Genomic DNA, 21,137 nt, shown 5'->3' with positions numbered 1-21,137 from the left:
TCAATAAAACAAGGCTTCTTTATGAAGCACAAGTTCTATAATACAAAGATTTACTGTGTTCGTCAATAACTAATTTGATCTTTTTTAAAAGTTGTTTTGACTTAGAGGGAAGGAGCCTATAAAAGCCGGTTGCTGCATGGAAAATTTACATGCTGTAATCAGAAAGCGCCGATATATAGTGGGAAGTGCTCGATATAATTGAAAGTTCGCCGATATACGAGCGAGAGTGGCCGATATATTTTGGAAGCCGCTGATGTACAGCCTCCATCCGCCGATATCAGGATCTTGATGGTGCCCAGTCATTAGGTTAAAGCTCAAAATCCAACATTTAACGCTGAAAACCCGCTTTCCAAAGAGCCGGTTTATTTCCTTTCTCACTCCCTTTATCAAATTCCCAAACAAAAAAACACTCCTCTAAAAAAGGAGTGCAGTTCCGTACAGGCATATTTATATTAAAAGCAGCAAGTTACCCTCTTCTTGCTCCGCGTCCGCCGCGCTTTGATTCTGTGTTTCGCTTCAATGAAGACAGGCGGTCTTCGCTGTCCTTCAGGAAACGGCTCATTTTTTGTTCAAAGTTCTCTGTTCTCGGACGAAAATCGTTACTTCTGCCTCTTTGAGGACGGTCTTGGCGAGGACGGTCTTGGCGAGGGCGTTCTGGACGCTCTGGTCGGTCTATCGCTTTTTTGATGGACAGCCCAATCTTTCCATCATTTTCTACATTAATTACTTTAACTTCTACTTCATCTCCGACCTTCAAGTGATCGTTGATGTCTTTAACGTAACTGTCTGCGACCTCGCTAATATGAACGAGCCCAGTTGAGCCTCCAGGCAGTTCAACAAACGCCCCAAATTTTGTAATGCCAGTTACTTTACCTTGTAACTTGCTGCCAACTTCTATGGACATAAAAAGAATGCTCCTCCTTAAACTTATAAAAAATCACTTTGCTTCATTATACCTAATTAAAAATTCAGGTGTCAATAAAGCCTACTTCTTATCTGGCACATTAAAAATAATTTCGTCTTTGCCGGATAAAAAATAGTCCCGTCTGGCAATCTTCGCAATATATTCATCATCATTCAGGTTTTTAATTTCCTGCTGGAGCATTTTCTGATCTTTTTTCAATTCAGTCAGCTGGCTGGCAAGTTTATCTTTTTCCTCTGCTTTCTTCCCAATCTCGATGGATTGAGAGACGAAAGTAAATATGATGAAAACGGCTGCTGCTGCGGCTATTGCCCCGAGCAGTGTCAGCCTTCTGATAAGTCCCCGTCTCCGGCGCTTTTGAATTTGATCCTGGCGCTCCTGCTGCTGCATATACTGTGATTGTAACGGAGTTACTTTCCGGCTGCGTTCATTATCCATTTCTTTAAACGGTCCTCCTTATTTCCTAAAGATCCGTTTCCCCCACTTCGCTGCTTTATCCACTATATTCTTTATCCTGCCGGAAAAACCTCCAAACGAGGCAAAAAACTTTTTTATCAGGTTTCTTAACCTTGAAGGGACGAGATTCCATAGCAAGCGCAGCAGCACCCTAAATGGTGCTAATAAGATTTTAACGAAAAACCAGAGCAATTGGGAAGCCCCTTTAAGTAATTTCCAAATAATATTTAAAATTCCTGTAAGAAGAACGATGAGAAGGTGGAAAAGCCCTGTCACCGGCTTGATGAGCAGGTAATTCGCTGTTTTCAGGAGCAGGCGGCATACCCATAGGACCGTTTTAATCAAAATATCCAGCACCTTCAGGTAAATGCCTTTTAATGCCCCCTGGTAAAAGGCATACCCGCAAAGGACAGCAAGGAATATATACACCCTCAGCTCCCCTTCATTGACGAGCAGCAGAACATAAAAAAAGCAAAGTCCCTGTAATACCCAAAAGACAATGTCATTCAGGAATACAAACCACCTTGCCCGCGCCGGCCTGTTCAGAAAGCGGCCATATGTATCAAGGGCGGCGCCGAGCCATCCTCCCATACCGGCCATGGCAAGCATCGTATAAAACTGGGTGCTGAGCGTCATTTGAACAGCTTGCTAAAAAATCCTTTAGCTTTATCCCCTTGCTGGTCATCAAGGTAAACGATATCGAAAATCCGCCCTTTTATGGAAACAATGCCGCGATCGACATCTAAATTTTTCATTTGTAGATTTTCCCCGCGGATCGCCATAGCTCCCATGACAGTGTCCAGCAAAAATTCTTCGTTATCGAAGCTTTCTACCTGTTTGACCCCGGAAATTTCCAGCTGCTTGCGCCCTTTCATTGTAATATCATGATCAGGTACAGTGCCTTTCTGTCCTGATTGCTCATCATAGTAACTCATCTGTACAGCCCCCGCATTCATTAGAGATTTCTTAGTTATCTCTATGAAAAAAAGGGCTTGAATAGAACAAGCCCTGCTGTATCAGATTGTATACTTTTTATTTGGCAGGCGCTTCCGCTTTACTTAATTTTCATTGATTTTTTCTTCTTTAAGGATCTTGTAGAGATTGGCTGATTCCTCTTTTTTTGTAGTTTCTTTCAGGTCCTCAATTAGAACAGTGATGATTTTTTGTCCGAATCTTACCGCGAGTTCATCACCGATTTTTACATTTGAGCTTGCTTTTGCCGGCACGCCGTTGATGGAAATACGGCCTTGGTCTGCCACTTCCTTTGCAAGCGTTCTTCTTTTAATTAAACGGGAAACTTTTAAAAATTTATCCAGTCTCAAAAGATTTAACCCCTTCCCTTTTCTCTTTTATTCTTTTGTTTTGGCCTCATCCCAAAGGCGGTCCATTTCTTCCAGTGTCATGTCTTCCAATTCCTTCTGAAGAAGACGCGCCTGGTTTTCGATATATTGGAACCGCGATGTAAATTTGTGATTCGTCGAGGCCAGTGCCTCTTCCGGCTCTATTTTGTAAAACCTTGCAATATTGACGAAAGCAAAAAGAATATCACCGAATTCCCTCAGCATGAGGCTGCTGTCTACTTTTTGCCTGGAAAGCTCTGCTTCAAATTCCTGCAGTTCTTCCTTCAGCTTGTCCCAGGCCCCGCTTGCATCAGGCCAGTCAAAGCCAGCTTTTGCTGCTTTTTTTTGAAGCTGGTAGGCCTTCGACAAGGCAGGAAGGGAGCCGGCGACAGAGCCGAGCCTCGACTCTTCTTTATATTTACCCTCCTGCTTCTTAATTTCATCCCAGTTAGCCAATACCTGCTCCGTGTTTTCGGCAGCTGCCCCGCCAAATACATGAGGATGGCGGCGGATCATTTTTTCAGTTACTGTCCGTATCACATCATCTGCCGTGAACATCCCCTCGTCTTCCCCTATTTGGGAGTGAAGGACAACCTGCAGAAGCACGTCGCCGAGTTCTTCCACCATATGATCCGGATCTTCCTCATCAATGGCTTCCAGCAATTCGTAGCATTCTTCAATTAAGTATTTTTTTAAGGAAGCATGGGTCTGCTCCCTGTCCCAAGGGCATCCTCCGGGCGCCCTCAAAGCTTTTACAACGTTCCGGAAGGCGCTGAATTGATGATGCACCAGCCGCTCATCAGCAATTGGAGGAATATACAGGCTTGTCAGGTTATTAACCTCTGCCCCTCTGTCCAGCTCATACAGCGGGATCCATTTGATCTTCTCATTCGCCCCGCCAGCCTCCTGAATGACTGCCACTTCGTATTCGTCAGGATATTCCTCCATCAGCGTGAGCTTTGCCATGGAAGCTGACATTTGATCATACACCTGGCAGATAATCAGATGCTGAGTAAGCTTCAGATCATCCCGTTTCATTGATGAGGCGTCCAAAAGCTGAAAACCATCAACTGGATCGATTTTCAGTGCGGCAAACATGGCATCAAGAAAGCTTTGGCCTCCTGCAATCTCTATCACCGCTTCTTCCCTTTCAGCTGCTGCAATCAAAAGCTGGACCGTTTTTTCAGCAACTAAAGGGTGCCCCGGCACTGCATAGATCACCTCGCTGCTTTTTGCTTTTTCCAATAAAACAGCTGTAATTTCCTCATATACCGGATCAAACTGATCGTGCTTTTCATATATGCTGTCAAAGGAAACATAAGGAGGCAGCTCTTCATGCAGCTCCTTTAGTACAGGGTGATCCGCGGTCCGTACAAAAAGGGCTCCCTCGCCGGCTGAGATGAGCATGCGGTAAACTCCGAGAGGCAGCTGAGCCGCACTGCTCGAGCCCAGGCCCACTATCGTAATCTTTTTCATCTTTTCTCACCTTTCCTTTTGCTGAATAGCTGTTTGATTTTACTGCCAAACGGGACAATGTCCAGTTCGTCATCTGTAAACACATTGCCCTTTACGATCAAAATAAGATAGACAGCGCCCCCGACAGCTACTCCTGTTAACGCCTCAATGGAGGATGCTCCCCGGCTCGGTCTGCCGATCACTGTCTCAAAGCCAAGCATATATCCTTTTAGAACAGCGGCCATGATAAGAGCTGAGAGCAGTATTTTCCCAAGGCTTTTGTATTCCTTCAGCCGGAATTCAATTTTTCTAAGATAAATAATATTCAAAAGTGCTGCTATGAAAAACGCCATTACAGATGCCCAGGCTGCACCTGCCGTTCCATAAACAGGAATTAAATAATAATTGAGGGCAATCTTAACGCCGGCCGCAGCTGCAACAGCAATGGCAGGAAATACGGTGTGATTCATCCCCTGTAAAATGGCGCTTATTGTCATCGAGAGAGAGGTGAATAAAATAGAAAGGCTTAAGACAAACAGAATATCCGATCCCGAATCATTCCGGAACAGCATGACATTCACATCGTGAACAAGGGTCATAAGGCCGGCCGCAGCACCTGCCCCTACCGCAAGGCACACCTTAAGGGATAAGTTGATTTTTTTCTCAATAAAAAGATGGTCGTTTCGTTTTTTCGCGCTTGAAATCAGCGGGACAAGCGATAAGGAAAGCGATGAGGCCACGACCGTTCCAAGCTGAATCAGAGGCTGTCCTCTATCATAAATTCCTTTCAGCTGCTTTGCGGCATCAGATCCAGCCCCATTGCTTGTTAATAGCGAATATAAATTCAGCGCATCAATCAGCTGAACAAAGATTAACAAAAGACTGCTGATGCAAATGGTCAGTGAATACAGCAGCAGTGATTTAAGCAGTTTACGGGAGGAGACCCCTGAACCCGTCCCTTTCCCGCTCGTCCAGAAGGTGCGGCGGTGCCTGACAAAAAACAGGCTGAGTACTCCTGCAGCAAAAACCCCTCCTGTCAGTGAACCAAACAGCGCACCTGCTCCTGCCTGATACAGTGTTTTCCCCTGAGAAAGCAGAATATATGAGAACAGCAGAATGGTCAGCACCCTTATGCTTTGCTCCACCACCTGCGATAAAGCGGTTGGAAACATGATATGCAAGCCTTGAAAGTAACCCCTCAGCAGAGAAACAAACGGCAGGATAAGAAAAGAAAAAGAAATAACCTGAATCAGGCCTGTTAAACGGGGATCGCCCATAAATTCAGCAATCTTCCCAGAGCCAAAAAACAGCAAAAGAAAAAAGACAGCACCGACAGCAGAAAGGAAAAGCAGGCATACTTTCCAAACTTTTCTTAAATCTGCAGGATTGCCTTGATCGCCGTATTCGGCAAACAGCTTTGATACAATAACCGGAAATCCGGAAGTCGCAAGCATAATCGCAATTCCGTAAAATGGGTATACCTGCTGGTAAATATAGAAGCCAATGTCTCCAACAATATTCTGGTAGGGCACCCTGTAAGCCGCACTCAATATTTTCGTTACGATTCCGGCAATGGTCAGGATAATAGCCCCCTGCCAGACAAGCTGTTTATGCTGATTGGACGGAACATCCATCGTCCATTCTCCTTCCGGCGGTCAATCTATCCTCTTTAATGGCAATTTTTGCCGAAAAAAGAGTCATGCGTTTTCCTATTATATCATAGAAAAGAGGCTGATTTATCAGCCGGTTCTTTGATGGCCAAAGCAGCAGCCATCTCCAAAAGACAAATGAAAAAAGCAGCTGCACGCTGCTTTTTCATGTAAAGAATTAAATGTAATAAAAAGGGATTATTGCTCCATTTGCCGAGCAAGAAAACCTGCAGCTGTTTCTACGGCTTTTTGTTCCACTTGACCGAGTGTCTGATCCTTCGAATAAATGACAACAGCTCCTATTGGATCGCCATTGGCTACTATTGGACCAACAGTGTAGGATTTGAAATCTTCCTTCACATTTTCCAAAAGCTCCATCTGGCTGCTTTCGGTATGAAGGACGGAATTTCTTTCTTCCATAATCTTTTCAACCTGGTCACTGATGTTGCGGTTCATGTATTCTTTTTTGGATCCCCCTGATACAGCAATGAATGCATCTCTGTCACAGATTAGGACAGGATGCCCCATGCTGTCATAAAGAGCATCTGCATATTCTCTGGCAAAATCGCCAAGTTCGCTGATTGGAGAGTATTTTTTCAGAATAACTTCTCCTTCGCGGTCGACAAAGATTTCAAGCGGATCCCCTTCGCGGATGCGCAAAGTTCTGCGGATCTCTTTTGGAATTACGACGCGGCCTAAATCATCAATACGACGAACGATACCTGTTGCCTTCATCTTATGCTGCCTCACTTTCATCTGACGAGTAATTACCATAGCGGCTGCTGAAAATGTCCTTTATTTGCAGCAATCGCCATTTCTTGAAATTAGTATCACTCACATTATTGGTAATATACGCTAGCCAAATGAATTTTTTAGAAAACAAGGAATGTCAGCTTGCAGATATTTGTTCTTTCTTAACATTTTGAAGGCCATTCAGGAGCTTAAGAAGAATATCAATCCATTCATCATTGCTCAAATCTTTTGTTTGAATGGAAATCTTCAGCTTCCCGCTGTCCATGCCGAGTCCTACATTTCTTCCGAATTTCCCGCTTAATTCGAACAGCTTTTGCCCGTCAATGGTGTTGCTGGCATCCTCAGCCATTGTCATCACAACACTGTTTTTATCCTGCTTAATGGTTTCAATGCGCTCCTGCAGAGAAAATGCCTTTATTTCAGCAGCTTTAAAAAGGTATTCCACCTCTTTTGGATAATCGCCAAACCTGTCAATCATCTCTTCCTGAAGCTCATGGACTTCTCCGAGAGATGAGATGCCTCTGAAGCGTTTGTACATATCAATCTTCTGACTGCCGTCCGGAATATAAGACTGCGGAAGATAAGCATCAACTTCAAGATCAATTTCCACTTCAAATTTAGCTTCTTTCGGAATATCTCCTTTTCTTTCTTCAATCGCTTCCTTCAGCATCTGGCTGTAAAGATCAAAGCCGACGGAATCAATGAAGCCGTGCTGCTGGGCGCCGAGCAGGTTTCCTGCTCCCCTGATGGACAAGTCGCGCATCGCAATCTTGAATCCTGATCCGAGTTCAGTAAACTCTTTAATCGCCTGCAGACGCCGCTCTGCGACTTCTGTCAGCACTTTATCTTTGCGGTACGTAAAGTAGGCATAAGCAATCCGATTAGACCGTCCGACCCTTCCTCTTAGCTGATAAAGCTGGGAAAGCCCCATTTTGTCGCCATCATAAACAATGAGCGTATTTACATTCGGGATGTCAACGCCTGTTTCAATGATCGTGGTGCTGACGAGAACATCAGCTTCCCCTTCAAGGAAATTCAGCATAACTGATTCCAGCTCATTCTCTGTCATTTTTCCGTGGGCATACACTACCTTGGCATCTGGGACAAGCATGGATATTTCATCTGCTTTCCGCTCGATATCTTCCACTCTGTTATACAGAAAATAAATTTGTCCGCCGCGCGCAAGCTCCCGTTCAATGGCCTCCCTGACTAGACCTGCATTGTACTCCACAACATACGTCTGCACAGGGAACCGGTTTTCAGGCGGCGTTTCAATAACAGATAAGTCCCTCACCCCGAGCATGGACATATGAAGAGTTCTCGGGATAGGTGTAGCGGTAAGGGTCAGTACATCGACATTTGCCTTCAGCTGCTTGATTTTCTCTTTATGCGTCACACCGAACCTTTGCTCTTCATCAATAATCAAAAGCCCTAAATCCTTGTACTTTACATCTTTTGAAAGGATGCGGTGAGTGCCGATGACAATATCAATGGTCCCTTTTTCAAGGCCCTTTGTAGTTTCCGCCATTTCCTTCCGCGTGCGGAACCGGCTTAAAAGACCGATCGAAATCGGAAAATCCTGATACCGTTCACGGATTGTTTCATAATGCTGCTGAGCCAGAATGGTTGTTGGAACAAGTATCGCAACTTGTTTTCCATCTGCAATGGCCTTAAATGCTGCTCTGATGGCAACCTCTGTTTTGCCGTAGCCGACATCGCCGCAAAGAAGGCGGTCCATCGGCCGTTCTTTTTCCATGTCCTTTTTGATTTCATTGATGGAGCGAATTTGATCCTCTGTTTCCTGATAAGGAAAGGCAGCTTCAAAGTCCCGCTGCATTTCAGTGTCTGGGGAGAACGACCATCCTTTGCTTGCCTCCCGTTCGGCATAGAGCTTGATCAAATCATCGGCAATATCCTGGACAGAGGATTCCACTTTCTTTTTAACCCGGCGCCAATCGCTGCCGCCCAGTTTATAGATTTTAGGCTCTTTCCCTTCAGAGCCGACATATTTCTGAACCTGATCAATTTGCTCAACAGGAACATATAGCTGGTCAGTCCCCTGGTAGCGGATATTTAAGTAATCTTTATGGATTCCGTTGATATCCAGCGTCTCGATCCCAAGGTATTTTCCGATTCCGTGATTCACGTGAACGACATAATCGCCTGCAGTGAGCTCTGAGTAGCTTTTTATCCGTTCAGCGTTCGTCAGCTTTTGTCTTCTCGGATGCTTTTTGACCCTCTTTTTAAAGAGCTCTGCTTCAGTAATGACAGCAAGCTTCTGAAGCGGCATTTCATACCCTGTCTGCAAGTCACCCTGCATGATATAAAAATGACCCGGAGAAAGCACGGCATGATCTTTCACTATCGAAGCAGTAATTTCATAGTCGCTCAGCACCTGATCCAGCTTTTTAACCCTTTCTTCATCTGCTCCAAGAAACACGACTGTCTGCTTTCCTTTTTTCCAGCGCTCTAATTCGCCTTTTAACAGATTCATTTGGCCGTGGAAGTTTTGCATCTGCTTGCAGGAAACATTCAGGATGTTCTGTGGATTCGTATGCGGAACATGCCTTAGGAAAAGAGACAAATAAACGAGCGGGTGCTCACTTTTATTAAACACAGCTGAATAAGGATGCGAGACAGGAACATTGTGCACAATCTTGCCCGCTTCCAGAAGGCCTGTATACCATTCAGCCTCTTCCTTTTCAAGCTGCTCATACATTTCCTGCACGCGGCTGATCTCATCAATGACCATGACGGTATTGCCTGAGAAATAGTCTAGCAAACTAGCAGGGGTTTCATAAAAGAAGGAAAGATACCGGTGCATTTCCTCGTTGATCTGCTTATTGCGGAGCATCTCCATGTCATATTCCGTCTGTTCGATCAGCATTTCTTTCTGCTGCTGGTTTTTCAGCTTTTTAAGACTCTTTGAAAGGGCATCTTCAAGCTTGCCGAGGCAGGAAAGAATGTGCTCCTCTTTCAGCAGCATTTCCTTTGCCGGTCCGATCGACACCTCATTCAGCTTTTTAATGGAGCGCTGGTCCACTGCATCAAACTGTCTGATTGAATCTATTTCAACATCAAACAGCTCAAGACGGATCGGATATTCCTCTGTCAGCGGGTAAAGATCGATCAGACCGCCGCGCATGCTGAATTCTCCAGGTGATGCTACCATGTCCGTCCGTTCGTATCCGCTTGAAACAAGCCATTCTGTCAGCACCTCAGGCTCTATCTCGTCACCTGTCTGAAGCGTTTTCTGACTTTGTTTCCACAGTCCCACAGGCGGCAGAAGTCTTCTGAGCGCTGCAGCAGGAGCTACAACAACTGCCTTTTCCCCTGAAGAAAGCTTGTTCAGCACCTCAATCCTCTGTGCTTTCAGCTCAGGACTTGCTACAGCAATTTCAGAAGCTATAAGCTCATTTACCGGATAAAGATAAGCCTTATCGCCGATCAGATTGGCCAGATCCTCGTAAGTTTTCTGAGCCTGAAGAAGGTTGTGGGTCACGACAAGAATCGGCGCCTCCAGCTCGTCATACAATGCGGAGGTAAAAACGGTTCTTGCCGATCCGGAAAGTCCTGCAACAAGCTGTTCATTCAGCCCTTCCTGAATTCCGTTAACAACTGTTTTAAAATCTGAATTACCAGTGAAAAATGAGTGCAAACTCTGCAAGCTGTTTCCTCCCCTCTATGTAAACAGAAAAATGCTTTGGTATTTAGCTCCAAAGCGTTACGTGCATGTTTTTTTCTTGCATGCTTCTTTTCATCAATCAAGCATTAATGTATAAACGTGTCTGCTTCATGAAAGGCTGGATTTCGATCCAAAGCCTCCTGGCAGTCTTCGCATATTGTCTTTACTATCATATCACCATTCTCTAAAGTGGTGAGCATTTCCTGTCGTTCTGTATTTGATAACAGCTGAAAACCAAGACGGCTGCTTTCAATGATGTCCTTGTCAATTGTGCCAATTTTAAAGCTGCAATGGCGGCAGACATAGTGAAGGGCCATAACGAACTCCCCTTATCAGGTTTTTCTTTTAGTATTGCCTTTATAAAAAAACCTTATGCACTGCCGCAGAGAGCATTCTTAATTGTACTCATTCATTACCTGCAGAAACGGTTTTCTCAGCCATGCTTCACACGCATCAGCTGAAATCGAAACCGCTTCCTTAATCAGAGGCTCCTCTTCTTTTGCAAAACGGCCAAGCACGTAGTCAGGAACCTTCATACCGGCAGGCGGCCTGCTGATTCCTATTCTCACTCTGTTAAATTCCTGTGTTCCAAGATGAAGAATAGTGGATTTAATCCCATTATGCCCTCCTGCACTGCCCTTCATTCTCAGCCTTACTTTCCCTGTTGGCAAATCAAGGTCATCATATACGACCGCAAGATCTTCGTCGCCTACATCGTAATAATCCATCAGAGGTCTGATGCACTCACCAGATAAATTCATATAAGTCAGCGGCTTTACCAGGATCACTTTTTCTCCTCCTGAAAAACCTGTTCCATATACGCCATTGAATTTCGCTTTATCCAATGGAATGTCCAAACGCTTTGATAATTCATCTATGACAAAAAATCCGGCATTATGCCGAGTCATTTCATATTGTTTTCCCGGGTTTCCGAGACCAGCAATCATTTTCAAGCACATTCCCACCTTTTATAGAGGCCTATCATCAGTCCTTTTTTCCATCCTGCTGAAAAGCAATAGAAAAAACGCAACCAGCAAGTGGTTACGTTTATTATAACAAAAGATGCTATTCCTTTTCACTCTCATCACTTGTATCAGCAGTCTCCGCCTCTTCAGAATCCTGCTGTTCTCCTGAATCAATAACTTCTTCTTTCCGCGGAGGAAGAATAGAAGCAATCAACTCATCTTCTTCATGATTGATCGTATAGTTGCGGCCTTCTCTCAGATCGCCGACAGTCAGAGTATCATTCACCTCTAGTCCTGATACATCCACATCAATCGATTGAGGAATATCAGACGGTTTAGCTGTCACAGTTAATTCAAACAGCGGCTGCTGAAGAACTCCGCCTGTTTTCACGCCTGCCGCTTCACCAGTTAGATGAACCGGTACAGCTGTTTCAATTTCTTCATTCATGTCAACAGTAATAAAGTCCGCATGAACGATTTCATTTTTCATAAAGTCTGTTTGAAGTTCATTCACCATGACGGAATGCTTCTTGCCGTTCACCTCTATTGTGATTACAGCATTTCGGCCTTCCTCACGCAATGTTTTCAGCAAATCCAAACCATCCAGAGCGACAGCCTGGCTTTCGATTGATTTTCCATATATTACAGCTGGCACACCGCCATCCAGGCGGATTTTTCTTCTTGCGGAATTCGTAAATTCTTTTCTTTCCTTAGCTTGTAAAGTTGCACTCATAAATAACACCTTCCTAACTTATGTTATTAATAGTGTTTACCCAACACAAGAAAGTTATAAACAAATTGAGAAAAGCGGAAGCCGCTCGTTCAGCCCCGACAAGCGCTGGAGGATAATCCCGAAAAGTCCGCACTTTGACTTTTTGGGATTTTCCGAAGCGACTCGAGGGGCTAGCGGCTGGAGCTGGACAACGAAAAGCGGAAGCCGCTCGCAGCTGTGTGCACAAAAAAACCGAAAAGTCTGCTGGACTTTTCGGTTTTCCAAGCCATTCGAAAGGCTTTTCCTATCAATCAAAAAGCATGCTGATTGATTGATCTTCATGAACACGGATGATTGCTTCACCAATCAATGGAGCAACAGAAAGCTCGATAATCTTATCAATCTTTTTCTCTTCCGGCAGGCAGATGGAATTCGTGATGACCAATTCTTTAATCTGCGAATTCTGGATCCGTTCAATTGCAGGACCTGACAATACCGGGTGAGTACAGCATGCATAAACTTCTGAAGCGCCATTTTCAACAAGGGCATTGGCAGCAAGCGTAATCGTGCCGGCCGTATCGATAATGTCATCAATCAGAATGGCTGTTCTTCCTTCAATGTTACCGACGATGTTCATAACTTCTGATACGTTCGGTCTTGGACGTCTCTTATCAATGATCGCAATCGGTGCCTTCAGCCTGTCAGCAAGCCTTCGCGCCCTTGTCACACCGCCATGATCCGGCGATACGATGACGATATCTTTGAGATCCTTCTTGCTGAAATAATCACCAAGAATCGGAACACCCATTAAGTGGTCAATCGGCATATCGAAAAAGCCCTGAATCTGCGGAGCATGCAAATCAAGCGTAATGACGCGGGTTGCCCCTGCCGTTTCCAGAAGATTGGCCACGAGTTTAGCGGTAATCGGCTCTCGCGCACGTGCTTTGCGGTCCTGGCGCGCATAGCCGTAATACGGCATAACAATGTTGATCGTTTTGGATGAAGCACGCTTCAGTGCATCAATCATGATCAACAGCTCCATCAAATGCTCGTTTACTGGATCGCTTGTAGACTGGATAATATAGCAGTCACAGCCGCGGATGCTTTCCTCAATATTAATTTGAATTTCTCCGTCACTAAAATGCTGGACAGAACATTGACCGAGTTCCACCCCAACGACATTGGCAATTTCTTCTGCCAATGGACGGTTGGAATTAAGGGTGAAGATTTTTAAATTTGAGTCACCATATCGATTGGACATTATAAGAGAAACCCTCCATTAGGAATTTTTATTCATGCTGAGACGGTCAACATAATTTTCTTTATTTACCTGGCGCGCCCTCGCAACTGAGAGGCTTTTGCCCGGCACATCCTCTGTTATTGTAGAACCGGCAGCCACATAGGCGCCTTCTCCTACTGTAACAGGTGCCACCAGGTTGGAGTTGCATCCGATAAATGCTCCGTCTTCCACTTTTGTTTTGAATTTATTTTTTCCGTCATAATTCACGGTGATGGATCCGCAGCCAAGGTTTACATCAGCGCCAATCTCGGCATCTCCGATGTAGCTCAAATGGGAAGCCTTGCTTCCTAATCCTAAAGAGGATTTTTTGATCTCAACGAAATTTCCGATTTTTACGTCGTCGCTGATCGCAGATTCTGGACGAATATGGGCAAATGGGCCAATCTTCACGTCATTTCCTACAGAGCTGTCATGAACAACTGATTGTCTGATAACAGTGCGGCTGCCGATGGAACTGTCTTTTATTTCGGAATGAGGGCCGATGATGGAATCCTCTCCGATAGAAACAGCTCCTTCCAGAACTGTGCCAGGATAAATGATCGTATCCTGCCCAATAATTGCATCAGCTGAAATGTACGTATTTTCCGGATCAATCAAGGTTACGCCATTTTTCATATGACCAATATTGATTCGTTTCTTCATGAGGGCTTCCGCCTGAGAAAGAGCTACTCGGTCATTGATCCCGATTGTTTCTTCAAAGGACTCCGTTTTGTAGGCAGAAACAGTTTCACCGCTGTTCTTCAGGATCTCAATAACGTCCGGCAGGTAATATTCTCCCTGTGAGTTATCATTGGAGACTTTGGATAGAGTGGCAAACAGAGACTTATTATCAAAACAGTAAGTTCCTGTATTGATTTCAGTGATTTTCAGCTCTTCCACTGAAGCATCTTTGTGCTCAACAATTTTTTCGACACTGCCTTCTGGAGTGCGGACGATGCGGCCATAGCCTGCCGGATCTTCTGGCGTTGCTGTTAAAATAGTAGCCTTTGCACCTGTTTCCTCATGATGGGAAAGCAGGGACTCCATTGTTTCAGCTGTAATGAGCGGTGTATCTCCGCAAATAACAACCGTTGTTCCAACTTTATCTGAAAGAAAATCCTTCGCTTGAATGACAGCATGCGCTGTTCCAAGCTGTTCTTCCTGTATTGCATATTCACTTTGCCCGCCAAGCTGCGCTTTCACTTTTTCAGCGCCATGGCCGACGATTGTAACAATTTTTTCCAGGTTTAATTTAGAAGCTTCATCAACCACATGCTGTACCATAGGTTTCCCGCATACAGAATGCAGCACTTTATAAAGTTTTGACTTCATTCTTGTGCCTTTACCAGCAGCCAGTATGACCGCATAACGATTTTTCATTATGTAAGCCTCCAGTATTCCCTATTTATCCATAAAAAATATATCTCAAAAATCAAGCTTTTTCAAGGAAACGAGTAAAAGTACAATATATTTCTAATTTTGCTAAAGAGGTTTGCGGGAGGAAATTATCGGGGTAAAAAGATCAGTAGAGGTGCTTTTTCCGGACAAAACGCAAAGTGCAAGCGGCTTTGGCAGGAGTTTGAAGTATCTGAAATAAATAAAACCTTGCCGTCTTAACAGCAAGGTTGGTGGCATATTTTAGGAAGCACCCGCTTCTTCAAATTCAGCTTCAGAAACTTCGCCTAAACGATGGTACTCAGCAAGCACCGCTTCCTGGATTTTGCCGCGTGTTCCGGAATTAATCGGATGGGCAATATCACGGAATTCGCCGTCTGGCGTTCTTTTGCTTGGCATTGCTACAAATAAGCCGTTGTTACCATCAATAACACGGATATCGTGAACAACAAATTCATGATCCAGCGTAATTGAGGCAATCGCTCTCATTCGTCCTTCGGTGTTAACGCGGCGTAATCTTACGTCTGTTACTTCCATTCTGTTCACCACCTTTTCCCTAGATGAAAAAACTTTAATTAAGTAATTCCACGGGAAATTCCCTTTTCCTGCAAAATACAAAAATATTTTTAGAAAAATAAGGGAGCGGTAGGAATCTTTTCTTATTGACAAAAAACAAATTTATTTGATCAGGGCAATAGCCTCAATTTCTATCAGAACATCCTTAGGGAGTCTGGCCGCTTCTACACATGATCTGGCCGGCTTATGGGTATGAAAGTACCCTCCATACACGTCATTAATCAGGGAGAAGTCATTCATGTCTTTAATGAATACGGTCGTTTTGATCACTGTCTCAAGTGAGGCTCCCGCTTCCTCCAAAACCGCTTTCAAATTAGCAAACACCTGATGTGTCTGGGCCTGTACATCGCCATCTGTTAGAGTCCCTTCAGGAGTCAGAGAAATTTGGCCGGAAGTATAAACCATATTATTAACTGTGACAGCCTGTGAGTAAGGGCCTATTGCTGCTGGCGCCTGTTTCGTTTCCACAATTTTCATTTGGTCATCCCTCTTTCTTTTCAATTTCCAGGAAATCAAAATAATTGCCTTCAGTTAAATCAATCTGTTTTTCCCGAATATCAACTTCTGTCAGCTTAACGAGTGAAATGTATTCATCTACAAGGCGCTCTTCTACGCCCTCTGTTTCGACCAGAACGCCGATGCCTGCCACTTTTGCATCAAACTCCTCCAGAAGGCTGATCATGCCGTTAATCGTGCCTCCCGCTTTCATGAAGTCATCGATAATCAGAACGTTTGAACCTACTTCAAGGCTTCGCTTTGCAAGCAGCATTGTCTGAATGCGCTTGGAAGATCCCGAAACATAATTTATGCTTACCGTTGAGCCTTCTGTAACTTTGCTGTCTTTCCTTACGATGACAACCGGAACGTTCAGCTCACGTGCAGCTGCATAAGCAAGAGGTATGCCTTTCGTTGCAACAGTCATGACGACATCAATTTTGCGGTTTGCAAAAACAGCTGCAAACAGCCGGCCAATTTTGCTGACAAGATGCGGGCTGCCCAGAATATCAGTCAAATATAGATATCCTCCAGGAAGGACCCTTTCAGGCTTTGCGATCAGAGCGCAAAGTTCCTTAATTGTATCTTTCGCTTCCTTTTCCTTAATTCCCGGAATGTACTTCACCCCTCCTGCTGCACCCGGCACTGTCAGGAGAGAGCCTGTACCTTGTTCTTCAAAGGTCTGCTTAATGATCGTCAGGTCCTCGCTGATAGACGACTTAGCAGATTGATACCGATCAGCAAAATAAGTTAAGGACACAAGGGTATGCGGATGGGCCAGCAGATAGTGCGTCATATCAACAAGCCGCCCGCTGCGGCGTAGCTTCATGAAAAAACCTCCAAAACCGAATATTGTTACAGTTAATATAACTTAATATCCGGTATTTAATCAAGGTCTTGGCAGTCCCCCAGCATTCTGACCGCAAAAACCTGATCACAGAAGCCCCGCAGGCCGTTGTATATCCGGCTTACTTTTGATTCATATTGAACAAACCCAAAAACAGTCGGCCCGCTGCCGCTCATTAAAACAGCGTCAGCACCGAATCGCTTCATTTGCTCTTTAAGCATGGCTACTTCCGGATAGCGGCTGAGCGTAACATCCTCAAGTACATTTCCGAGATTGTCACAAATGTCCTCATAGCTTTTGTTTTCGAGTGCTTTTACCATCGCATCCACATTTGGATGCTTTACATTTTTCAAATCAAGATGGCGGTAAATCTCGGCTGTTGAAACCCCTATCGTCGGCTTCGCTAAAATGACCCAGCAATGGGGCGGGGGCGAGATCAGCTGGATTTTCTCTCCTCTGCCTGTTGCAATTGCTGTTCCGCCATAAACACAGAACGAAACATCCGATCCGATTTCAGCTCCAATCTCAGCGAGTTCATTCATACTGAGGCCGAGATTCCAAAGTCTGTTGAGTCCTCTTAAAGCTGCAGCTGCATCACTGCTTCCCCCGGCAAGTCCCGCTGCCACAGGAATGGTTTTTGTAATGCTGATCGAAACGCCTTTTTTAATGCCGCAGCGCTCTTTTAATATCTTTGCAGCCTGATAAGCGAGATTCCGGTGATCATCCGGTACAAACCGGTTATGGGACATAATCCGAATTTCATCTTTTTCAAGCTCTGTCAGCTCCAGATGATCGGCTAAGTCGATCGTTGTCATAATCATCTGAACCTCATGATAGCCATCTGGGCGTTTATGTAAAACATCAAGTGATAAATTAATCTTTGCCGGTGCTTTTTCCAAAACACGCAAAATGTTCACCTACTTTAAACGAACTGAAATGTATCAACATTGTACCATATTTATCAGAAAAGCACGGAATAAATGCGAACTGTCCATATTCAAAAGGCCGAAGCATAAATGCTCCGGCCGTAAAGATTACCTCTCGCTGGAACGCTCGGCAAGATGCTGCTGAGCAAGCTCGATGGCCCTCTTTGTCATATTACCGGCATCGCGGGCGCGGATCGCTCCCCAGCCTTCATTTTTCACTGTCTCATAAAAGCCAAGGTCCTTTGCCAATTCATATTTAAAGCTTTCAGACATAATTCCTCTTCGTCGGCCCATTGAAATGACTCCCCTTCAAGGCATATTAGACAAGCACACCAAATTCGATGCCCTGTTAGTATATGCAGAGAGGGACAAAGCTTACAGGTTAAAAATTGCTAAAGCACCCATAAGCGGAGAAAGCGTTCTCATTTCACAACAAAAAAAAGCAGCAAACCTGTTGTCTACTGCCCGCTTAGTGCGATAGAACCTGAATGATCATGTTCTGAAAAAGTTATTTGAACTGTTTCGGTGAGAACATCGGCATAGCTGTAAGAAACTCTTTCAAAAGCATTTTCTTCCTGATCAAGCTCAATAACGAATACTGCTGGATAGGTCTCAGCCAAAACACCGGATCGCTCAATTGTTTTCTTGCGTCCTCCGTTAGCCTTTAACGTCAATCGTTTGCCTAGATTCAGATCTAATACTTTTTTAATATCAGACAAAGTTTTAGCCACTGCATCCACCTCACTAGTTCTATTATAACGCTTATCACTATGTAAGTCAAATAAAATTTAAATTATAACAGCAGGAAAACTTAGTTGTCAATAAAATATTTTCAACAAAATACACGAACCTTCAACAACTATTTTGCACAGGAACCGATATTTATATGTATATTATTTTAAAAAAGTTCGTCTTTGCCGCTATTAGTGCGCAGAATCTTTATAGCAGCGCTCCCCAAGGAAGCGGTCACTGCCGCAAAGTCTTTCTTATTACTTCAAAATCCGACAGTCTTTTTAAAAATGAGAATGGCTTCTGAAGCAGCAGTTAGACTTAGCCAATAAAAAAAGCCGCTCTTTATAATAAAGAGCAGCATCATTCCAGATTTACCCGCTTATAAGGCATGCCTGTTCTCAGTACGCCTTTCGTTTCAATCCCGCCAAGGCCCTTCTGGCGGGTCAGCGTATTTTTTAATACCTCCCAAACATTGATCCTTTCAACAAACGGAGTAAAGCTGATTTTCGCAACGATGTAGACAGGATCAAGGGCATGAATATTGACCCTTGAAGGAGAGCTCGCAAAGTTGGCTCCTGCATGGATCAAGGATTCAAAATGGGACTGACAGGCACCGGCAAAAATAACAAGCTGATCCAGGTGCGGAACCTTCTTCCTTGCATTTTGCACAGTTTGAACAAAATGCTTGGAATGCCTGTAAGCGTTAATGTCGCTCATTTCTCCCTTTATTTTCGAATAAGCATCATGTCCTGTCACAACAAGAATGTCAGGCCTGTATTTATCCATCAGGCCAGCTACTTTATCCGGCATTTCTTTCTCAGGACAGTGAACCCCATAAACCGGCACACCGATTTTTTCGTATAAGGTCAGGCACTTTTGGAGGTAAAGGGCATCTCCATCCATATGCAGCACCTTTCCGGGAATGTGAAAAAAATCTTCCTGGTGATTGTAGCTGTCCGTTGCATAAAACTCCTCTTTTTCCCTCAGAAGCTGATAATCCTGAGCGAACAGGTACAAGGACTGCTCAAGCTTCTCCTTCTCCTCCGCCTGCCTGCTCCTGTGCTCCCGCTCATTGATGATCAGCAGGTCTGTGCAGGGAGCGTCAGCCACCAGACGGAACTCTTCCCCATAAAGTACGGCTGTATAAGTGCCTTGGTTTGTCTGTTTAATATCAATGACCCGAAACAGCATATCCAGCTGATACGATTTTCGGGCGACGATGTCTCCAATTCTTATCTGCATTCTTTTCACTCCAAAATATCAATTTTGGATCGCCTACTGCCTCTGATTACTTCCTTTTTCAGCCTATGAAAGCAAGGGAGAAAGAGTGATTAGGAATTTCCAGTGTGCAGGGTCAGCTGGTTTCCAAAACCAATCCGGCAGACTGTTTCAAGCATCTTATCAGTTGCAGGGAAGGGCGTTTGTTAAAAAAGCAGATTCTCTCTAAAAACAGCACAAAAAAAGCACCTGAGGTTATTCAGGCGCCAGCAGCTCATTCAATTTTTCGCTCAGCACGGCAAACTCACCGATGGAAAGCGATTCTCCCCTTCTTCGCGGATCAACAGAAGCCTCTGCTAATGCCTGCTCGATCAGAGGCTTTCTCGCCTTGCCATCAGGAAGAGTTTGCATCAGGTTGTTCAGGATCGTTTTTCGGCGCTGTACAAAGCTTCCTCTCACAACCTGGAAGAAGTAATCTTCATTTTGCACCTGCACTTGCGGGGAGTTCCTTCTTTCCAGCCGGATGACGGCAGAATCAACATTCGGCTGAGGAACAAAAACGGTTTTTGGAACCGACATGACCGTTTTGGCTTCTGTATAATACTGTACAGCAATCGAAAGCGACCCGTATTCCTTTGTAGACGGAGATGCGGCTATCCTGTCCGCTACTTCCTTCTGCAGCATCACGACAATGCGCTGAAGAGGCAGCCTGTCCTCAAGCAGCTTCATAATAATCGGTGTGGTCACATAGTAGGGAAGATTTGCACAAACAACGATTTCCTTACAGTCAGCAAATTCCTCTTCTATAACCTTCCTGACATCAGCCTTCAGTATATCTTCATGAATAATGCTGACGTTTTTATAAGGAGATAGTGTATCAGCCAAAATCGGAAGAAGCCGCTGGTCAATTTCAAATGCAACTACTTTTTTTGCCCGCTTGGCAAGCTGCTCCGTCAAAGCACCGATGCCGGGACCCACTTCAATAACTCCTGTTTCCGAAGTGATGTCAGCGTGATCTGCAATGCGGTGCAGAATATTTGTATCGATCAGAAAGTTCTGTCCAAGGCTCTTTTTAAATGAAAAGCCGTGTTTATCAAGAATTTCTCTTGTTCTGGCAGGCGTTGCGATATCTTTAATCATGTCTTGCTTCCTCCTGCAAAATCTCATTTATGGCACGTCCAAAAGCTTCACGGGAAATCTGAAACATATGAAGGCGTTTCTGAAGCTGTTTGCCATTAGCATAACCAATTCGGAGAAGCGCTCCAAGCTTTTCTCTCCGGGCTTTAGCCAGCGGATGGCCAATCAGTCCGGCATCAAGCAAATCCTCTCCTGTGATCACCAGAGGGGCATCAGTCATTTCCTCCTGTACAGCAGACAGTGCTGCCCTGATCGCTTCAGGTGAAGCATGCTCGACTCCTATGCCTCTCCCATGCTTCGGCTTTGCTGATTCCTTTGGAATAAAAGCATGCTTGCATCCAGGTACTGCCTGGGAAACCGTGTGCCTGATTTTTTCACCTGGGAAATCGGGATCTGTAAAAATAATGACCCCTCTCGTCTCCTTCGCAAGGCGAATTTGCTCCAGGACGCTTTCACCTACAGCAGATCCATTTGTTTCAATTGTATCGGCAGCAACCGCCCGCTTGATGGCTGCGGTATCATCTCTGCCCTCCACCACAATGATTTCTTTTATTTTCATTATTTCCTCCAGAGCTGAAACATTCAAGCTCATCAT

23 protein-coding genes are annotated in these 21,137 nt (G+C 44.6%); all 23 read right to left on the bottom strand.

Translation table 11 applies throughout. From position 1 onward, the window contains the following. Positions 1-466 precede the first annotated feature (466 nt). Entirely contained in the window at positions 467-904 is a 438-nt protein-coding gene (locus LRR81_RS20610) for a S1 domain-containing RNA-binding protein (protein WP_231791304.1), read from the bottom strand. Between the two features lie 81 nt (positions 905-985). Further along, positions 986-1,360 (bottom strand): FtsB family cell division protein, encoded by a 375-nt coding sequence (locus LRR81_RS20605; protein WP_231791303.1) that lies wholly within the window; start codon positions 1,358-1,360, stop codon positions 986-988. Between the two features lie 18 nt (positions 1,361-1,378). Further along, the gene (gene yabQ, locus LRR81_RS20600; protein ID WP_231791302.1) at positions 1,379-2,014 is read right to left on the bottom strand and encodes a spore cortex biosynthesis protein YabQ; all 636 of its coding nucleotides are present in this window, start codon (positions 2,012-2,014) and stop codon (positions 1,379-1,381) included. Then, positions 2,011-2,313 (bottom strand): sporulation protein YabP, encoded by a 303-nt coding sequence (yabP, locus tag LRR81_RS20595; RefSeq protein WP_231791301.1) that lies wholly within the window; start codon positions 2,311-2,313, stop codon positions 2,011-2,013. Before yabP ends, yabQ begins: the two co-directional genes overlap by 4 nt. A gap of 123 nt (positions 2,314-2,436) precedes the next feature. Then, complete coding sequence (locus tag LRR81_RS20590; protein WP_231791300.1) at positions 2,437-2,700, bottom strand: RNA-binding S4 domain-containing protein; 264 nt, start codon at positions 2,698-2,700, stop codon at positions 2,437-2,439. Positions 2,701-2,727: 27 nt separating this feature from the next. Then, entirely contained in the window at positions 2,728-4,194 is a 1,467-nt protein-coding gene (yabN, locus tag LRR81_RS20585) for a bifunctional methyltransferase/pyrophosphohydrolase YabN (protein WP_231791299.1), read from the bottom strand. Further along, positions 4,191-5,807: a putative polysaccharide biosynthesis protein gene (locus LRR81_RS20580; RefSeq protein ID WP_231791298.1), complete on the bottom strand. Its 1,617-nt coding sequence runs from the start codon at positions 5,805-5,807 to the stop codon at positions 4,191-4,193. The genes yabN and LRR81_RS20580 overlap by 4 nt, the downstream gene beginning before the upstream one ends. A gap of 213 nt (positions 5,808-6,020) precedes the next feature. Further along, positions 6,021-6,557, bottom strand: coding sequence for a stage V sporulation protein T (spoVT, locus tag LRR81_RS20575; protein WP_231791297.1), 537 nt, complete (start codon positions 6,555-6,557; stop codon positions 6,021-6,023). Between the two features lie 154 nt (positions 6,558-6,711). Then, positions 6,712-10,242 (bottom strand): transcription-repair coupling factor, encoded by a 3,531-nt coding sequence (gene mfd / locus LRR81_RS20570; protein WP_231791296.1) that lies wholly within the window; start codon positions 10,240-10,242, stop codon positions 6,712-6,714. A 104-nt stretch (positions 10,243-10,346) separates the two neighbouring features. Continuing rightward, entirely contained in the window at positions 10,347-10,577 is a 231-nt protein-coding gene (locus LRR81_RS20565; protein WP_231791295.1) for an anti-sigma-F factor Fin family protein, read from the bottom strand. Between the two features lie 78 nt (positions 10,578-10,655). Further along, positions 10,656-11,213: an aminoacyl-tRNA hydrolase gene (pth, locus tag LRR81_RS20560; protein ID WP_231791294.1), complete on the bottom strand. Its 558-nt coding sequence runs from the start codon at positions 11,211-11,213 to the stop codon at positions 10,656-10,658. Between the two features lie 112 nt (positions 11,214-11,325). Beyond that, positions 11,326-11,958, bottom strand: coding sequence for a 50S ribosomal protein L25/general stress protein Ctc (locus LRR81_RS20555; protein ID WP_231791293.1), 633 nt, complete (start codon positions 11,956-11,958; stop codon positions 11,326-11,328). A gap of 286 nt (positions 11,959-12,244) precedes the next feature. Beyond that, positions 12,245-13,198, bottom strand: coding sequence for a ribose-phosphate diphosphokinase (locus LRR81_RS20550; RefSeq protein ID WP_231791292.1), 954 nt, complete (start codon positions 13,196-13,198; stop codon positions 12,245-12,247). Positions 13,199-13,216: 18 nt separating this feature from the next. Further along, the gene (gene glmU, locus LRR81_RS20545; protein WP_231791291.1) at positions 13,217-14,596 is read right to left on the bottom strand and encodes a bifunctional UDP-N-acetylglucosamine diphosphorylase/glucosamine-1-phosphate N-acetyltransferase GlmU; all 1,380 of its coding nucleotides are present in this window, start codon (positions 14,594-14,596) and stop codon (positions 13,217-13,219) included. 258 nt (positions 14,597-14,854) lie between these two features. Continuing rightward, positions 14,855-15,148, bottom strand: coding sequence for a septation regulator SpoVG (gene spoVG, locus LRR81_RS20540; RefSeq protein ID WP_231791290.1), 294 nt, complete (start codon positions 15,146-15,148; stop codon positions 14,855-14,857). A 141-nt stretch (positions 15,149-15,289) separates the two neighbouring features. Then, positions 15,290-15,664, bottom strand: coding sequence for a RidA family protein (locus LRR81_RS20535; RefSeq protein WP_231791289.1), 375 nt, complete (start codon positions 15,662-15,664; stop codon positions 15,290-15,292). A gap of 4 nt (positions 15,665-15,668) precedes the next feature. Continuing rightward, positions 15,669-16,511, bottom strand: coding sequence for a pur operon repressor (gene purR / locus LRR81_RS20530; protein ID WP_231791288.1), 843 nt, complete (start codon positions 16,509-16,511; stop codon positions 15,669-15,671). A gap of 56 nt (positions 16,512-16,567) precedes the next feature. Then, positions 16,568-17,437 (bottom strand): 4-(cytidine 5'-diphospho)-2-C-methyl-D-erythritol kinase, encoded by an 870-nt coding sequence (ispE, locus tag LRR81_RS20525; protein ID WP_231791287.1) that lies wholly within the window; start codon positions 17,435-17,437, stop codon positions 16,568-16,570. Between the two features lie 126 nt (positions 17,438-17,563). Next, entirely contained in the window at positions 17,564-17,749 is a 186-nt protein-coding gene (locus tag LRR81_RS20520) for a small, acid-soluble spore protein, alpha/beta type (RefSeq protein ID WP_231791286.1), read from the bottom strand. Between the two features lie 164 nt (positions 17,750-17,913). Next, complete coding sequence (gene veg, locus LRR81_RS20515) at positions 17,914-18,186, bottom strand: biofilm formation stimulator Veg (RefSeq protein ID WP_231791285.1); 273 nt, start codon at positions 18,184-18,186, stop codon at positions 17,914-17,916. Between the two features lie 361 nt (positions 18,187-18,547). Continuing rightward, positions 18,548-19,429: a sporulation peptidase YabG gene (gene yabG / locus LRR81_RS20510; RefSeq protein ID WP_231791284.1), complete on the bottom strand. Its 882-nt coding sequence runs from the start codon at positions 19,427-19,429 to the stop codon at positions 18,548-18,550. Positions 19,430-19,660: 231 nt separating this feature from the next. Continuing rightward, positions 19,661-20,545, bottom strand: coding sequence for a 16S rRNA (adenine(1518)-N(6)/adenine(1519)-N(6))-dimethyltransferase RsmA (gene rsmA / locus LRR81_RS20505; protein ID WP_231791283.1), 885 nt, complete (start codon positions 20,543-20,545; stop codon positions 19,661-19,663). Continuing rightward, the gene (gene rnmV, locus LRR81_RS20500; RefSeq protein ID WP_231791282.1) at positions 20,538-21,101 is read right to left on the bottom strand and encodes a ribonuclease M5; all 564 of its coding nucleotides are present in this window, start codon (positions 21,099-21,101) and stop codon (positions 20,538-20,540) included. The genes rsmA and rnmV overlap by 8 nt, the downstream gene beginning before the upstream one ends. Between the last annotated feature and the right edge of the window lie 36 nt (positions 21,102-21,137).

The organism is Metabacillus kandeliae, assembly GCF_021166585.1.
Lineage (GTDB): Bacteria > Bacillota > Bacilli > Bacillales > Bacillaceae > Metabacillus_B > Metabacillus_B kandeliae.
This window is presented reverse-complemented; position numbering and strand designations above follow the sequence as displayed.

What these genes read in the sequence shown, in the direction of transcription:
- LRR81_RS20610 (WP_231791304.1), bottom strand. Translation starts at nt 904, where the DNA reads ATGTCCATAGAAGTTGGCAGCAAGTTACAAGGTAAAGTAACTGGCATT.
- LRR81_RS20605 (WP_231791303.1), bottom strand. Translation starts at nt 1,360, where the DNA reads ATGGATAATGAACGCAGCCGGAAAGTAACTCCGTTACAATCACAGTAT.
- yabQ (WP_231791302.1), bottom strand. Translation starts at nt 2,014, where the DNA reads ATGACGCTCAGCACCCAGTTTTATACGATGCTTGCCATGGCCGGTATG.
- yabP (WP_231791301.1), bottom strand. Translation starts at nt 2,313, where the DNA reads ATGAGTTACTATGATGAGCAATCAGGACAGAAAGGCACTGTACCTGAT.
- yabN (WP_231791299.1), bottom strand. Translation starts at nt 4,194, where the DNA reads ATGAAAAAGATTACGATAGTGGGCCTGGGCTCGAGCAGTGCGGCTCAG.
- LRR81_RS20580 (WP_231791298.1), bottom strand. Translation starts at nt 5,807, where the DNA reads ATGGATGTTCCGTCCAATCAGCATAAACAGCTTGTCTGGCAGGGGGCT.
- spoVT (WP_231791297.1), bottom strand. Translation starts at nt 6,557, where the DNA reads ATGAAGGCAACAGGTATCGTTCGTCGTATTGATGATTTAGGCCGCGTC.
- LRR81_RS20565 (WP_231791295.1), bottom strand. Translation starts at nt 10,577, where the DNA reads ATGGCCCTTCACTATGTCTGCCGCCATTGCAGCTTTAAAATTGGCACA.
- LRR81_RS20555 (WP_231791293.1), bottom strand. Translation starts at nt 11,958, where the DNA reads ATGAGTGCAACTTTACAAGCTAAGGAAAGAAAAGAATTTACGAATTCC.
- LRR81_RS20550 (WP_231791292.1), bottom strand. Translation starts at nt 13,198, where the DNA reads ATGTCCAATCGATATGGTGACTCAAATTTAAAAATCTTCACCCTTAAT.
- glmU (WP_231791291.1), bottom strand. Translation starts at nt 14,596, where the DNA reads ATGAAAAATCGTTATGCGGTCATACTGGCTGCTGGTAAAGGCACAAGA.
- spoVG (WP_231791290.1), bottom strand. Translation starts at nt 15,148, where the DNA reads ATGGAAGTAACAGACGTAAGATTACGCCGCGTTAACACCGAAGGACGA.
- LRR81_RS20535 (WP_231791289.1), bottom strand. Translation starts at nt 15,664, where the DNA reads ATGAAAATTGTGGAAACGAAACAGGCGCCAGCAGCAATAGGCCCTTAC.
- purR (WP_231791288.1), bottom strand. Translation starts at nt 16,511, where the DNA reads ATGAAGCTACGCCGCAGCGGGCGGCTTGTTGATATGACGCACTATCTG.
- LRR81_RS20520 (WP_231791286.1), bottom strand. Translation starts at nt 17,749, where the DNA reads ATGGGCCGACGAAGAGGAATTATGTCTGAAAGCTTTAAATATGAATTG.
- yabG (WP_231791284.1), bottom strand. Translation starts at nt 19,429, where the DNA reads ATGCAGATAAGAATTGGAGACATCGTCGCCCGAAAATCGTATCAGCTG.
- rsmA (WP_231791283.1), bottom strand. Translation starts at nt 20,545, where the DNA reads ATGATTAAAGATATCGCAACGCCTGCCAGAACAAGAGAAATTCTTGAT.
- rnmV (WP_231791282.1), bottom strand. Translation starts at nt 21,101, where the DNA reads ATGAAAATAAAAGAAATCATTGTGGTGGAGGGCAGAGATGATACCGCA.